The organism is Streptomyces spinoverrucosus, assembly GCF_015712165.1.
In the GTDB taxonomy this organism is placed as follows: domain Bacteria; phylum Actinomycetota; class Actinomycetes; order Streptomycetales; family Streptomycetaceae; genus Streptomyces; species Streptomyces spinoverrucosus_A.
In genome coordinates this window covers 1,001,521-1,015,964 of record NZ_JADPZX010000001.1, presented here as the reverse complement: position 1 = coordinate 1,015,964, position 14,444 = coordinate 1,001,521, and the positions used below count along the sequence as shown (strand labels likewise).

The 14,444-nt window shown below is 71.7% G+C and carries 10 protein-coding genes and 1 pseudogene; 8 read left to right on the top strand and 3 right to left on the bottom strand.

Features of this window, described 5'->3' with window-relative positions:
• Nucleotides 1-67: 67 nt before the first annotated feature.
• The 8 genes and pseudogenes from I2W78_RS04670 to I2W78_RS04635 all read left to right on the top strand — a co-directional run.
• Nucleotides 68-1,223, top strand: a pseudogene (locus tag I2W78_RS04670) (inositol-3-phosphate synthase); the annotation flags it as partial.
• A 478-nt stretch (nt 1,224-1,701) separates the two neighbouring features.
• Nucleotides 1,702-2,931, top strand: coding sequence for an SCO3242 family prenyltransferase (locus tag I2W78_RS04665; protein WP_196457204.1), 1,230 nt, complete (start codon nt 1,702-1,704; stop codon nt 2,929-2,931).
• Complete coding sequence (locus I2W78_RS04660; protein ID WP_196457203.1) at nt 2,928-3,902, top strand: sugar phosphate isomerase/epimerase family protein; 975 nt, start codon at nt 2,928-2,930, stop codon at nt 3,900-3,902. The genes I2W78_RS04665 and I2W78_RS04660 overlap by 4 nt, the downstream gene beginning before the upstream one ends.
• Nucleotides 3,899-4,708 carry an EboA domain-containing protein gene (locus tag I2W78_RS04655; RefSeq protein WP_374222632.1) on the top strand — a complete coding sequence of 270 codons (810 nt, stop codon included), beginning with the start codon at nt 3,899-3,901 and terminating at the stop codon, nt 4,706-4,708. The genes I2W78_RS04660 and I2W78_RS04655 overlap by 4 nt, the downstream gene beginning before the upstream one ends.
• Nucleotides 4,708-5,556: a TatD family hydrolase gene (locus I2W78_RS04650; RefSeq protein WP_196457202.1), complete on the top strand. Its 849-nt coding sequence runs from the start codon at nt 4,708-4,710 to the stop codon at nt 5,554-5,556. The genes I2W78_RS04655 and I2W78_RS04650 overlap by 1 nt, the downstream gene beginning before the upstream one ends.
• 3 nt (nt 5,557-5,559) lie before the next feature.
• Entirely contained in the window at nt 5,560-6,729 is a 1,170-nt protein-coding gene (eboE, locus tag I2W78_RS04645; protein ID WP_196457201.1) for a metabolite traffic protein EboE, read from the top strand.
• Nucleotides 6,726-8,120 (top strand): nucleotide pyrophosphatase/phosphodiesterase family protein, encoded by a 1,395-nt coding sequence (locus tag I2W78_RS04640; protein WP_196457199.1) that lies wholly within the window; start codon nt 6,726-6,728, stop codon nt 8,118-8,120. The genes eboE and I2W78_RS04640 overlap by 4 nt, the downstream gene beginning before the upstream one ends.
• A gap of 124 nt (nt 8,121-8,244) precedes the next feature.
• Nucleotides 8,245-9,450 (top strand): sugar phosphate isomerase/epimerase family protein, encoded by a 1,206-nt coding sequence (locus I2W78_RS04635; RefSeq protein WP_196457197.1) that lies wholly within the window; start codon nt 8,245-8,247, stop codon nt 9,448-9,450.
• 95 nt (nt 9,451-9,545) lie between these two features.
• Here the strand turns inward: I2W78_RS04635 and I2W78_RS04630 are convergent, their stop codons facing one another.
• The 3 genes from I2W78_RS04630 to frc all read right to left on the bottom strand — a co-directional run bounded on the left by I2W78_RS04630 (nt 9,546) and on the right by frc (nt 14,437).
• Nucleotides 9,546-10,931 carry an OFA family MFS transporter gene (locus I2W78_RS04630; protein WP_196457195.1) on the bottom strand — a complete coding sequence of 462 codons (1,386 nt, stop codon included), beginning with the start codon at nt 10,929-10,931 and terminating at the stop codon, nt 9,546-9,548.
• A 124-nt stretch (nt 10,932-11,055) separates the two neighbouring features.
• Nucleotides 11,056-13,200: an acetate--CoA ligase family protein gene (locus tag I2W78_RS04625; RefSeq protein WP_196464413.1), complete on the bottom strand. Its 2,145-nt coding sequence runs from the start codon at nt 13,198-13,200 to the stop codon at nt 11,056-11,058.
• 4 nt (nt 13,201-13,204) lie between these two features.
• Nucleotides 13,205-14,437 carry a formyl-CoA transferase gene (gene frc / locus I2W78_RS04620; protein ID WP_196457193.1) on the bottom strand — a complete coding sequence of 411 codons (1,233 nt, stop codon included), beginning with the start codon at nt 14,435-14,437 and terminating at the stop codon, nt 13,205-13,207.
• Nucleotides 14,438-14,444: the final 7 nt, after the last annotated feature.

Here is a 14,444-nt window from a genome sequence, read left to right as displayed (position 1 = left end):
ACGCCGGACCCCCGCCCGCCGTCTTTGTCCCACCCCAGGGTTTCGCGCACCGACCAGGAGGCTGCCCATGTCCGCGTCCGCGTCCCTCTCCCGACCGCGTGTGGGGGTGTGGCTGATCGGAGCCCGAGGCTCCGTCGCCACCACCGTCGTCACGGGGTGCGCCGCCGTCACCGCGGGACTGCACCCACCCACCGGCATGGTGACCGAGACCCCGGCGTTCACCGACAGCGGCCTGCCCGCGCTGTCCGACCTCGTCTTCGGCGGGCACGACACCGTCGACTGCCCGCTGCCGAAACGCGCCGAGGCCCTGACCGCGGGCGGAGTCGTCCCGCCGGGCGTCGCCACCGCCGTCGCGGCCGAACTCGCCGCCGCCGACCGGGAGATCAGGCCCGGCGGCCCCACCCCGGGCGACACCCGCAGCGAGGCCGAACTGATCACGGCCTTCGCCGACGACATACGCGACTTCGTACGCCGTCATGAGCTGGAGCGCGCGGTGGTGGTGAACGTCGCCTCCACCGAACCCGCGTCCCAGGGGCCCGACTCCCCGCTCCCTGCCAGCACGCTGTACGCGCTGGCGGCCCTGCGCGCGGGCTGCCCCTACGTCAACTTCACCCCCTCCGAGGGCATGCATCACCCCGTGGCCGCCCGAGAGGCCGAGCGGAGCGGCCTGCCGTACGCCGGCCGGGACGGCAAGACCGGACAGACGCTGCTGCGGGCCGTGCTGGGCCCGATGTTCGCGCAACGTGCCCTGACCGTCCGCGCCTGGTCCGGCACCAACCTGCTGGGCGGCGGCGACGGCGCGTCTCTCGCCGACCCGGCCGCAGCTGCCGCGAAGAACGCCGGCAAGGAACGCGTCCTCGCCGACACTCTCGGCACCGTTCCCGAGGGCGAGGTGCACATCGACGACGTCCCTGCCCTCGGGGACTGGAAGACGGCCTGGGACCACATCGCCTTCGACGGCTTCCTCGGCACGCGCATGATCCTCCAGACCATCTGGCAGGGCTGCGACTCGGCCCTGGCGGCACCCCTGGTCCTGGACCTGGCCCGCCTCACCGCCCGCGCCCACGAGGCCGGCCTGACCGGCCCACTCGACGAACTGGGCTTCTACTTCAAGGACCCGGTGGGGGACGGACCGGCGGGCCTGGCGGAGCAGTACGCGGCGCTGGGCCGGTTGGCGGGGCGGCTTCGGGGGGCGGGTGAGGGTGCTGATGTTGGCACGGGTGCTGGTGCCGGTGCCGGTGCCGGTGCCGGTGTCGGTGTTGATGTCGGTGTCGGTGCTGGAGTCGGTGTTGGTGCCAGTGCGGAGACGGGTGGTGTCGGCGCGGAGGCGGTCGCCGGGGCGGAGGTGGGGGAGGGCCCGATTGGTGCCGGTGTCGCCGCCCGTGCGGATGCGGGGCAGGGGGCAGGTGGTACTGGTGCGGAGACGCGTGGTGTCGGCGGCGCGGAAGCGGTAGCCGGAGCGGTCACTGGTGGTGCCGGAGGGGATGCGGTCGCCGGGGCGGACACTGGTGGTGCCGGAGGGGATGCGGACACCAGTGGTGCCGGAGCGGACACCAGTGGTGCCGGAGCGGACACCAGTGGTGCCGGAGCGGACACCAGTGGTGCTGGAGCGGAGATTGGTGGCGCCGGAGGGGATGCGGTCGCCGGGGCGGAGGCGTCCGCGCCACAGGCCCAGGGCGGGGCACCCCGGGGAGTGCGGCGATGAGCCGCAGCCGCGCCTGGGCCGAACTCCTGCGGCTTCCCGCCCTGTTCACCGTCCCGGGCGACGCCCTGAGCGGCGCCGTCGCCACCGGCGCCCGCCCCAACACCCGCACCGCCCTCGCCATCGGTTCCTCCCTGTGTCTCTACGAGGCCGGCATGGCCCTCAACGACTGGGCGGACCGCGAGGAGGACGCCGCCGAGCGCCCCGAGCGCCCTCTCCCCTCCGGCCGCATCCGGCCGTCCTCCGCCCTGACGGCGGCCTGCGCCCTGACCGCGGCCGGGCTCGCCCTGGCCGCTCGGGCCGGCCGCCCGGCCCTGGCCGTGGCCACGCCCCTGGCCGCCACCGTCTGGGCGTACGACCTCGCCCTGAAGCACACGCCCGCCGGCCCGGTGGCCATGGCCGCCGCCCGCGGCCTCGACCACCTCCTCGGCGCCGCCGCGACGACCGGCCGCCCGGTCGAGGCGCTGCCCTCCGCCGCCCTCCTCGGCACCCACACCCTCGCGGTGACGGCGGTCTCCCGCCGGGAAACCCAGGGCGGCTCGGCCCTGGCACCCCTAGCCGCACTCACCGCGACGGCCGCCCTCGCCCGCCTCGTGGCACGGGGCGCGCGGGGCACGAAGGAATCCACGTCGACCAGCACCGGCAGCGGCGTCGGTAGCTTCGGCACCGGCTGGACCGGCTTCGGCAGCAGCGGCGCCGGCAGCACCGGCACCGGCTGGACCGGCTTCGGCTGGACCGGCCCTGGCAGGCCCGGCGCCGACAGGACCGGCACCGGCAGCAGCGGCAGCACCGGCGCCCGCAGGACCGGCACGGGCAGCAGGGGCACCGGCTGGACCGGCTTCGGCTGGACCGGCACCGGCGCCAGCAGGACCAGCATCGACAGCAGCGACGTCGGCAACACCGGCGCCGGCAGCACCAGCATGGGCAGCAGCGGCGTCGGCAGGACCGGCACCGGCACCCGCCGCACCGGCACCGGCCTCACCCTCGACGGTGTCCTCCGCATCGCCCTGGCCACCGCCTACGCCGCCACCGCCGGTCGTCCCTACACCCACGCCGCGCTCAACCCCTCACCCCCACTCACCCAGCGAGCCGTCGGCGGCGGCATCCGCGCCACCATCCCCCTCCAAGCCGCCCTGGCCGCCCGCGCCGGAGCCGGCCTCACCGCCCTGGCGATCGCCGCACTCGCCCCGATCGGACGGAAGTACGCGAGGAAGGTGAGCATCACGTGAGCCCTCGGCCCCACCCGGCGCAGGACCCCGGCGAACCGGCCTCCCCCCACACCCCCCTCCGCTTCGGCTACGGCACCAACGGCCTCGCCGACCTCCGGCTCGACGACGCCCTCGCCCTGCTGGCAGACCTCGGCTACGACGGAGTCGGCCTGACCCTCGACCACATGCACCTCGACCCCCTCGCCCCGGACCTGTCCGCCCGCACCCGTCGAGTCGCGCAACGGCTCAGCGCGCTCGGGCTGACGGTCACCGTGGAGACGGGCGCCCGCTACGTGCTCGACGCGCGCCGCAAACACGGCCCCTCCCTCCTGGACCCGGAGCCGGACGACCGGGCCCGCCGCGTCGACCTGCTGCTGCGCGCCGTCCGGGTCGCCGCCGACCTCGGCGCCCACGCCGTGCACTGCTTCAGCGGCACCCTCCCGCCCGGCACGGACGAGGACACGGCGTGGAAACGCCTGGCCGACAGCCTCGCCCCGGTCCTGGACGCCGCAGCCGCCGCCGGCATCCCGCTCGCCGTCGAACCCGAGCCCGGCCACCTCCTCGCCACCCTCGCCGACTTCCACCGTCTGCGCCGCACCCTCGGCGACCCCGACCTCCTCGGTCTCACCCTCGACATCGGCCACTGCCAGTGCCTCGAACCCCTCCCTCCGGCCGACTGCGTACGCGCCGCCGCACCCTGGCTTCGCCACGTCCAGATCGAGGACATGCGCCGCGGCGTGCACGAACACCTCCCCTTCGGCGAGGGAGAGATCGACTTCCCGCCCGTCCTGGCGGCCCTCGCCGCCACCGGCTACCAGGGCCTGACCGTCGTCGAACTGCCCCGCCACTCCCACGCGGGCCCTCACCACGCCGCACTCTCCCTCCCGTTCCTCCGCACCGCCGCGCCACCCAACGGGCCGGTCCCACCCCCGACTCCGCCCGTCGCACCCCTCGGCGTGCCCTCCGCCACCCCTGAAGGGAGCACCCCGTGAAGCACCCCCACGCCACCCCGGCGACCCCGGCGCCGAGATCCGACGACGCGCCGACGCCCACCGAGGCGGACGACAACACGACCGTCACGAACGCGGCCACGGACAGCAACGCCACCACACCCATCACGCCGTCAGAACCCCCCAACCCTGCCCACACCCCGCCCGAGTCCCTCCACGCCCACCTCAACACCCACCTCCCCGGAGCCGCCCGCGCCTGGCTCGACCAGGCCCTCGCCGAGGCCGCCGCCCACCCCGGCACGCACGGCCCCATCTCCGTGTGGGAACTGCGCATCGCCGAGGCGGGCCGCCGCTGCGGGGACGAGTACGTCGACGCCGCCCGCGTGCTGATCCTCCGCGCCGCCGGTGCCGACCCGGCCGCGCTCAGCCGCGTCTACCGCCAGGGCACCTCCGCCGAGCGCCGCGCCGTCCTGTGCGTGCTGCCGCACCTGGTGCCCGGCCCGGACGCCCTCCCGCTGATCGAGGACGCCCTGCGCACCAACGACACCCGGCTCCTCGCCGCCGCCGTCGGCCCGTACGCCGCCCGGCACCTCGACCCGCACAACTGGCGCCACGCCGTACTGAAGTGCCTGTTCACCGGCGTCCCCGTCGACAACGTGGCCGATCTGCGGCGCCGCGCCCGCGCCGACGCCGAACTGGCCCGCATGCTCGGCGACTACGCCGCCGAACGCACCGCCGCGGGCCGTCCCGTACCCGAGGACCTGCACCGCGTCCTGGCCCTGACCGACTCCGCACCGGCACCGCACGGTGCGGACGGATCGGACACCCCCCACGGCAAGGAGTCCTGATGCGCATCTTCGACCCCCACATCCACATGACGTCCAGGACCACCGACGACTACGAGGCCATGCACGCCGCCGGTGTCCGGGCCGTCGTCGAACCCGCCTTCTGGCTGGGCCAGCCCCGCACCGCGCCCGCCACCTTCTTCGACTACTTCGACTCCCTCCTCGGCTGGGAACCCTTCCGCGCCGCCCAGTACGGCATCGCCCACCACTGCACGATCGCCCTGAACCCCAAGGAGGCGAACGACCCGCGCTGCCGTCCCGTCCTCGACGAACTGCCCCGGTATCTCGTCAAGGACCAGGTCGTCGCCGTCGGCGAGATCGGCTACGACTCGATGACCCCCGCCGAGGACACCGCCCTCGCCGCCCAGCTCCAGCTCGCCGCCGACCACGAGCTGCCCGCACTCGTGCACACCCCCCACCGCGACAAGCTGGCCGGCCTGCGCCGCACCCTCGACCTCGTGCGGGAGTCCGCCCTGCCCGCGGACCGTGTCCTGCTCGACCACCTCAACGAGACCACCGTCAAGGAGGCCAAGGACAGCGGCGGCTGGCTGGGCTTCTCGGTCTATCCGGACACCAAGATGGACGAGGACCGGATGGTCGCGATCCTGCGCACCTACGGGACCGAGCAGGTCCTGGTGAACTCCGCCGCGGACTGGGGGCGCAGCGACCCCCTGAAAACCCGCAAGGTCGGCGATCTGATGCTCGCCGAGGGCTTCACCGAGGACGACGTCGACCAGGTGCTGTGGCGCAACCCCGTGGCGTTCTACGGGCTCAGCGGCCGGCTGAACCTCGACATCGCCGCGACCGACGCCACCCACGAAGGCAACTCCATCCTGCGCGGCGGGGAGTGAGCCATGCGCTTCCGCCACCCCGACGGCTCCACGGTGCACCTCGCCTACTGCACCAACGTCCACCCCGCCGAAACCCTCGACGGTGTCCTCGCCCAGCTCCGCGACCACTGCGAACCCGTCCGCCGCCGCCTCGGCCGCGACCGGCTCGGCATCGGCCTGTGGCTCGCCAGGGACGCCGCCCACGCCCTCGTCACCGACCCGTCCGCGCTGCGCACCCTGCGCTCCGAACTCGACCGGCGGGGCCTCGAAGTAGTCACCCTCAACGGCTTCCCCTATGAGGGCTTCGGCGCCGAAGAGGTCAAGTACCGCGTGTACAAGCCGGACTGGGCCGACCCGGAACGCCTCGCCCACACCACCGCCCTCGCCCGCGTCCTCGCCGGACTCCTCCCCGACGACGTCACCGAGGGCAGCGTCTCCACCCTCCCACTCGCCTGGCGCACCGCCCAGGACGCGGAAAGAGCCGAAGCCGCCCACACCGCGCTGCGCACCCTCGGCGAACGCCTCGACGCCCTCCAGGAACTGACCGGCCGCTCCATCCGCGTCGGCCTGGAGCCGGAGCCCGGCTGCGTCGTCGAGACCACCGGCGACGCCATCGCCCCGCTGACCGCGATCCACCACGACCGCATCGGCATCTGCGTCGACACCTGCCACCTCGCCACCTCCTTCGAAGACCCGCACACCGCCCTGGACGCCCTCACCCGGGCCGGAGTGCCCATCGTCAAATCCCAGCTCTCCGCCGCACTGCACGCCGAACACCCCCATCTCCCCGAAGTCCGCGACGCCCTCGCCGCCTTCGACGAACCCCGCTTCCTGCACCAGACCCGCACCGTCACCACCGCGGGCCTCCGCGGCACCGACGACCTCGGCGCGGCCCTCAAGGACGACGTCCTGCCCGACGCCTCGCCCTGGCGCGCCCACTTCCACGTCCCGCTGCACGCGGCCCCCGCCGCGCCCCTCACCTCCACGCTCGACGTACTCAAGACCGCCCTGGCCCGCCTCGTCGGCGGCCCCGGTCCGCTCACCCACCACCTGGAGGTCGAGACCTACACCTGGCAGGCCCTCCCACCGGAGCTGCGGCCCCGCGCCCGCACGCAGCTCACGGACGGCATCGCGGCCGAACTCACCCTCGCCCGCGACCTGCTGACGGACCTCGGACTCAAGGAGCTGCCGTGAACGCCCCCGACACAGCGCGCCCCACCCCGCTCCTCGTCCTCGACGTCGTGGGCCTCACCCCCCGTCTCCTCGACCACATGCCGCACCTGAAGACGCTCGCCCAGTCCGGCTCCCACGCCCCACTGGGCACCGTCCTGCCCGCCGTCACCTGCGCCGCCCAGTCCACGTTCCTGACCGGCACCATGCCGTCCGAGCACGGGATCGTCGGCAACGGGTGGTACTTCCGGGAACTCGGCGACGTCCTGCTGTGGCGCCAGCACAACGGCCTGGTCGCCGGCGACAAGCTCTGGGACGCCGCCCGCCGCGCCCACCCCGGCTACACGGTCGCCAATATCTGCTGGTGGTACGCCATGGGCGCCGACACCGACATCACTGTCACCCCCCGTCCTATCTACTACGCCGACGGCCGCAAGGAACCCGACTGCTACACCCGACCGCCGGACCTCCACGACGAACTCACCGAAAAGCTCGGCACCTTCCCGCTGTTCCACTTCTGGGGCCCGGGCGCGGACCTCGTCTCCAGCCGGTGGATCATCGCCGCGACCCGCCACATCCTCCGCACCCGGCACCCCGACCTGGCCCTCTGCTACCTCCCTCACCTCGACTACGACCTGCAACGCTTCGGCCCCGACGACCCGCGCTCCCTGAAGGCGGCCGCCGACCTGGACTCGGCCATGGCCCCACTGCTGGCCGACGCCCGCGCCGAGGGCCGTACCGTCGTCGTGCTCTCCGAGTACGGCATCACCCGCGTGAGCCGGCCCGTCGACATCAACCGCGCACTGCGCCGCGCGGGCCTGCTGGAGGTGCACACACAGGACGGCATGGAGTACCTCGACCCGATGGCGTCCCGCGCCTTCGCCGTCGCCGACCACCAGATCGCCCATGTCTACGTGCGCCGCCCCGAGGACCTGGACGCCGCCCGCGCCGCGCTCGACGGGCTGCCCGGGATCGAGCAACTCCTCGACGACGAGGGCAAGAAGGCCCACCACCTCGACCATCCGCGGGCCGGCGAGCTCGTCGCCGTCGCGGAGCCGGACGCCTGGTTCACGTACTACTACTGGCTCGACGACGCCCACGCGCCCGACTTCGCGCAGCTCGTCGAGATCCACCGCAAACCCGGCTACGACCCGGTCGAACTCTTCATGGATCCCCTCGACCCCTACGTCAAGGTCAAGGCGGCCACCGCACTGGCCCGCAAGAAACTCGGCATGCGCTACCGCATGGCGGTCGTGCCGCTGGATCCCTCACCTATTCGCGGCAGCCACGGCCGCCTTCCCGTGAGCGACGACGACGGTCCGCTCCTCATCTGCTCCACCCCCCGCGCAGTCGGCGGCCGTGTGGCGGCCACCGATGTGAAACAACTCCTGCTCCAGCTCGCCGGACTCGACTGACACGCCGCCACGGACGACACGGACGCGTCACGAGATCCGACTACTGAGAGTGAAACACACGGCACTGACAACGGCCGATCCCGGCGGCACCGGAACCGGCCACGACCGAGAAGGCAGGCCATTCGTGACCCCGTATTCCGATCCCTCCCGCACCAAAGCCGCCACCGTCTCCGCCGCCGACGCCCCCGACGAGGGACTGCGCCGCACCCTCGGCGTGGACCGGCGCCGTTTCCTCAGCACCTGCACCGCCGTGGCGGCCGGAGCCGTCGCGGCCCCGGTCTTCGGCGCCTCCCCCGCCCTGGCCCAGGACCGCGGCAGAGACCACGACCACGGCCACGGGCACGGCGGGCAGGTCCTCGTCCCGCCGCACAAGCGCGGCATCATCCTCTACACCGTCCGTGACGCCACCGCACGCGACCCGCTCTCCACCGACCTGCCCTCCGGCTTCCGCGAGGTGTTCAAGCAGTTGGCCCGCCACGGCTACCGCCAGGTGGAGTTCGCGGGCTACCGCCAGCACGCCAACGCACCCGGCGGCGCCGACCTGGAAACCGTCCAGGGCGCCAAGCTGCTGCGCTGCTGGCTCGACGACTACGGTCTGCGCGCCCAGGGCAACCACGGCTTCATCCCGCCGTCCTGGCCGCTGACCACGGCGGACCTCGACACCTTCAAGCAGCGCCTTGAGATCGCCAACATCATCGGCATGGACCACATGGGCACCGGCGGCGACCCCACCGGCAGCTCCTACCGCGCCGACTGGGACGTGGCCGCCGACAAGTGGAACGCCCTCGGCGAGATCGCCCGCCGCGAGGGCATCAAGCTCTACACCCACAACCACGACAGCGCCTACGGCTTCCTGCTCGACGGCGGCCCGCTGGACGACCAGGGCCGGCCGACCCGCAGCTCGGGCATCCGGAAGCTGGAGTACTTCCTCAAAGTCACCGACCCGAGGGTCGTCTGGCTGGAGATGGACATCTTCTGGGCGCACGTCGCCCAGTACAAGTTCCACACCTACACCGCCCACGACGGCTCCACCCGCAGGAACGTCTTCGACCCGGCCGGCCTGGTCGCCCGCAACAACAGGCGTTACCCGCTGTTCCACGCCAAGGACGGCGTCGTCAGCACCACCAACGGCATGGGCTACGAGATGGTGCCCTTCGGGACCGGAGTCATCGACTACACGACGTTCTTCTCCCGGGTCGGGGAGCGGAACTACCACAACCCGATGGTCGAGGACGACAACTCCCCGAGCGCCACCGACCCCGCGCAGTCGCTGCGGGAGGCCAAGATCAGCTACGACAACATGGCGGCCCTGCGCAAGCGGCGCCGCTGATCCACCACGCGATCGGGCGGCCCTTCCCCACCGTGGGGAAGGGCCGCCCGGTCCGTTCGCGGTGCTTCGTGCGGCCTCGCGGGCCACGTGTCACGTCAGGCCGTCTCCTCGCCCAGGGGTTGCGGGTTGGGGGTGATGCGCTTGTTCTTGGGCCGTCCCGGCGGGCTGAGGAACAGCGCCACGAAACCGGCGAAGAACGAGATGCAGCCGGCCAGGATGAAGGCGCCGTTCAGGCCCCAGGCCGACACGACGACGATTCCCATGCCGGAGCCGAGGCCCGACACCAGCTTGGAGCTGTACACCATGCCGTAGTTGGTCGCGTTGTTGTTCTCCCCGAAGTAGTCCGCGGTCATGGCCGCGAACATCGGGAAGATGGCGCCGCCACCGAAGCCGGAGACCGCGGAGAAGAACAGGAACAGCGGCAGGTTCTTGAGCTCGGCCGACCAGATGATGCCGAACTGGGCGAGGCCCAGGATGACACAGACGTACAGCAGGCACTGCTTGCGTCCGTACAGGTCGGAGAGCCAGCCGATGACGCCGCGTCCGGTGCCGTTGACGATCGCCTTGAGTGACATGGCGGTGGCCACGATTCCGGCCGCGAATCCCGCGTGCTCGCCGATCTCCACCTGGAAGGCGATACCGAAGATGTTCACGCCTGAGGTGCAGGCGAGACAGAACCACATGAGCGCCACCCGGCCGGTCTTCCAGGCCTCCAGGGGGCTGTACTGGTGGACGGCCGGCGGGTTCTTCTCCAGGGAACGGCGTGCGCGGGGGTCGTCCGGCGGGTTGAGCGGGTCGATCTTGGCGGGCCACCAGTTCTTCGGCGGGTCCTGGAAGAAGAAGCCGGCGACGGCGACGGTCAGCGCGAGGAAGCAGCCGACCGAGACCAGGATGACCTTGAAGTTGGAGATGTCCATCACGGTCGAGAACAGGAAGACGAAGGGCACCGAGCCGTAGGCGAAACCGCCGTTGACGAAGCCGGTCTTGCCACCCTTCCGCTCCGGATACCACTTGCCGACCATGTTCACGCAGGTGGCGTACACCATGCCCGCGCCCATACCGCTGAACATACCGAAGCCGACGAAGGCGAGTATGACGTGCGGCGCGTAGGCCAGTGACAGGTAGCCCATCAGCGTGCCTGCCGCGCCCAGCATCATCGCCCAGCGCGCGGGCAGCTTGCCGGTCTCACGCAGCCGTCCCGCCGGGAAGGCCACCGCGGCCTGGAAGAACACCCAGACGGTCAGCATCCAGAAGATGCTGCCCTCGGACCAGTGATGGGCCTGGTGGATCGTCTCCTCGGCGGACGCGAACGCGTACTCCGCGGAGGAGATGCCCATCATGCCCACCCAGGGCAGGATCACCATCCACTTGCGCTTGCGCCCCATGATGTCGATGTCGGACTCGCCGACCCGGTAGACGCGTCCGTTCCTGTCGGTCACCTCGCGGTAGGTCACCGATGTTGGCAGATCGGTCGTTGTCATGTCGTGTTGCACCCCTTTGCGTCGAAAGATCTGGCCAGCGCCCCCTGTCCAATGCCTTTCGTGCGCGCGCGGGTCCCGGGGCCGGCCGACGCGCACCGTCGGCCGGCTCCCCCCTCACCTCACGTCATGAACCGCCCCCCAACAGGCCCGCCGCCCGTGCCCACCGGTACTTCGCGCCCAGCACCGCCACCGGCTTCTCCGTCGTGTACGGGTACGCCACGACGCCCCGCTCGTACAGGTACTGGCACGCCTCCTCGACCTCGACGTCGCCCGCGAGCGACGCCACCACGGGCTTCTCGATCCCGCGCTCCCGGAACTCGGCCACCACGCGCGCGGTGAGCTCGGCGAAGACCATGGGAGGGGTCACGATGGTGTGCCAGTAGCCGAGGACGAGCGCATGGATGCGCGGGTCCTCCAGCCCCAGCCGGATCGTCGCCTCGTACGTCGAGGGAGGCTCGCCCCCGGTGATGTCCACCGGGTTGCCCGCCGCCCCGAAGGGCGGGATGAACTTCCGGAACGCCTCGTCCAGATCCGGCGGTATCTCCATCAGGGACAGGCCGTTGTCGGTCACCGCGTCGGACAGCAGGACACCGCTGCCGCCGGCCCCCGTGATGATCACGACGTTGTCGCCCTTGGGGGTGGGCAGCACCGGCAACCCGCGCGCGTACTCCAGCATGTCGTTCAGCCCGGGCGCCCGGATGACCCCGGCCTGCCTCAGGATGTCGTCGTACACCGCGTCGTCGCCCGCCAGGGCCCCGGTGTGCGAGCCGGCGGCCTTCGCGCCCGCCGCCGTACGGCCCGCCTTCAGCACCACCACCGGCTTCTTCGGCACGGTCTCCCGCGCCGCCTCCACGAAGGCACGGCCGTCCTTGAGGTCCTCCAGGTGCATGGCGATGCACTCGGTGTGCGGGTCCTCGCCGAACCAGGTCAGCAGGTCGTCCTCGTCCAGGTCCGACTTGTTGCCGAGGCCCACGATCGCCGACACACCCGTCTTCGTGGTCCGGGCGAAGCCCAGGATGGCCATCCCGATGCCGCCCGACTGCGAGGTCAGCGCGACCCCGCCCTTGACGTCGTAGGGCGTGCAGAACGTGGCGCACAGGTCCTGCCAGGTGGAGTAGTAGCCGTAGATGTTCGGGCCGAGCAGCCGGGTGCCGTGCCGTTCGGCGATCTCCACGATCTCGTCCTGGAGTTCGTGCTCGCCGGTCTCCGCGAACCCGGAGGGGATCAGTACGGCGTTCGGGATTCCCTTGCGCCCCACCTCCTCCAGCGCCGCGGCGACGAACTTGGCGGGAATGGCGAACACGGCCACATCCACCTCACCGGGAACGTCCGTGACACTCTTGTACGCCTTGCGGCCCAGAATGTCATCGGCCTTGGGGTTCACCGGGTGGATCTCCCCGGAGAAACCACCGTCGATGAGATTGCGCATCACCGAATTGCCGATCTTGCCCTGCTCGTTGGAGGCGCCGATCACGGCGACCGAACGCGGCTGCATCAACCGGCGCATGGAGGCGAGGATCTCCTCGCGCCCGTAGCGGCGGCGCTGCTTCACCGGCGCCTCGGACAGGATCACCCGGATGTCGGCGGCGGTCGCGCCCTCGGGGGTGGCGATCACCGGGTTGAGGTCCACCTCGGCGATCTCCGGGAAGTCCGTGACGAGTTGGGACACCCGGCGGATCTGCTCGGCGATCGCCCACCGGTCCACGCCCGCCGCGCCGCGCACCCCGCGCAGGATCTCCGCCGACCGGATCGAGTCCAGCATGGACAGCGCCTCGTCGGCGTCCACGGGCGCGAGCCGGAAGGTGACGTCCTTGAGGACCTCGACGAGCACCCCGCCGAGCCCGAAGGCCACCACCTTCCCGAACGTCGGATCGGTCACCGCGCCGACGATGACCTCCTGCCCCTTGGGGAGCAGTTCCTGCACCTGTACGCCCTCGATGCGGGCGTTCGCGTCGTACGCGCGCGCGTTGTCGACGATCGTGTGGAACGCGGCCCGTACGTCGGCGGCGCCCTCGACACCGACGATCACCCCGCCGGCGTCGGTCTTGTGCAGGATGTCCGGCGAGACGATCTTCATGACGACCGGCCCGCCGAAGCGCGCCGCGTACGCCACCGCCTCGTCGACGTCCGTCGCGAGTTCCTCGCCGGGTACGGCGATCCCGTACGCGTCCGCGATCACCTTGCCCTCGGGAGCGGTGAGCGCCGTACGCCCCTCGGCCCGGACGGCATCGAGGAGCGTGCGCACCCTCCGCACCCGGTCTTCGGCCATCACGTCAGATCACTCCGTTCGACTTGAGCAGGCGCAGCTCCTCGTCGCCGAGGCCGAGCTCGCCGACGTAGACCGCTTCGTTGTGCTCGCCCAGCAGCGGTGAACTGGTCACTTCCACGGGGGAGTCGGACAGCTTCAGGGGGCTGCCCACGGTGACGAACTCGCCGCGCTCGGGGTGCGGCACCCGGACGACCATCTCGTTGGCGGCCAGCGAGGCGTCCTCGATGATCTCCCTGGTGGACAGGATGGGCCCGCACGGGATGTTGTGGGCGTTGAGCTTCTCCAGCACCTCCCACTTGGGCAGGGTCGAGGACCACTCCTCGATGAGCTGGAACATCTTGTTGAGCTTGGGCAGCCGGGCCTCCGGCGTCGACCACTCGGGGTCGTCGGCCAGTTCGGGCCGGCCGATGAGCTCGCTGATCGGCTGCCAGCCGACGGGCTGCACGATGACGTACACGTAGTCGTTCGGGCCGCCCGGCGCGCACTTGACCGCCCAGCCGGGCTGGCCGCCGCCGGACGCGTTCCCGGACCTGGGAACCTCGTCGCCGAAGTCCTCGTTGGGATATTCAGCGAGCGGGCCGTGTGCCAGGCGCTGCTGATCGCGCAGCTTCACCCGGCAGAGGTTGAGCACAGCGTGCTGCATGGCCACGTTCACCCGCTGCCCGCGCCCGGTGCGCTCCCGCTGGTACAGAGCGGCGAGGATGCCCGCCACGGTGTGTACGCCTGTCCCCGAGTCCCCGATCTGGGCCCCCGTCGCCAGCGGCGGCCCGTCCTCGAAACCGGTGGTCGACATCGACCCGCCCATGGCCTGCGCGACGACCTCGTACGCCTTGAAGTTGGTGTACGGGCCTTCGCCGAACCCCTTGATGGAGGCATAGACGATACGCGGATTGATCTCCTGGATGCGGTCCCAGGTGAACCCCATGCGGTCGATCGCGCCCGGTCCGAAGTTCTCGACCATGACGTCGGAGCGCCGGATCAGCTCGGTGAGAAGCTCCTTGCCGCGCTCGGTCTTGGTGTTGAGGGTGATGCTCCGCTTGTTGCAGTTGAGCATCGTGAAGTAGAGGGAGTCGACGTCCGGGAGGTCGCGCAACTGCTTGCGCGTGATGTCACCGGTCGGCGCCTCCAGCTTGACGACGTCCGCGCCGAGCCAGGCGAGGAGCTGGGTCGCGGAGGGCCCGGACTGGACATGGGTCATGTCCAGGACGCGGATGCCTTCGAGAGCCTGTGCGGTCACCGGGTCA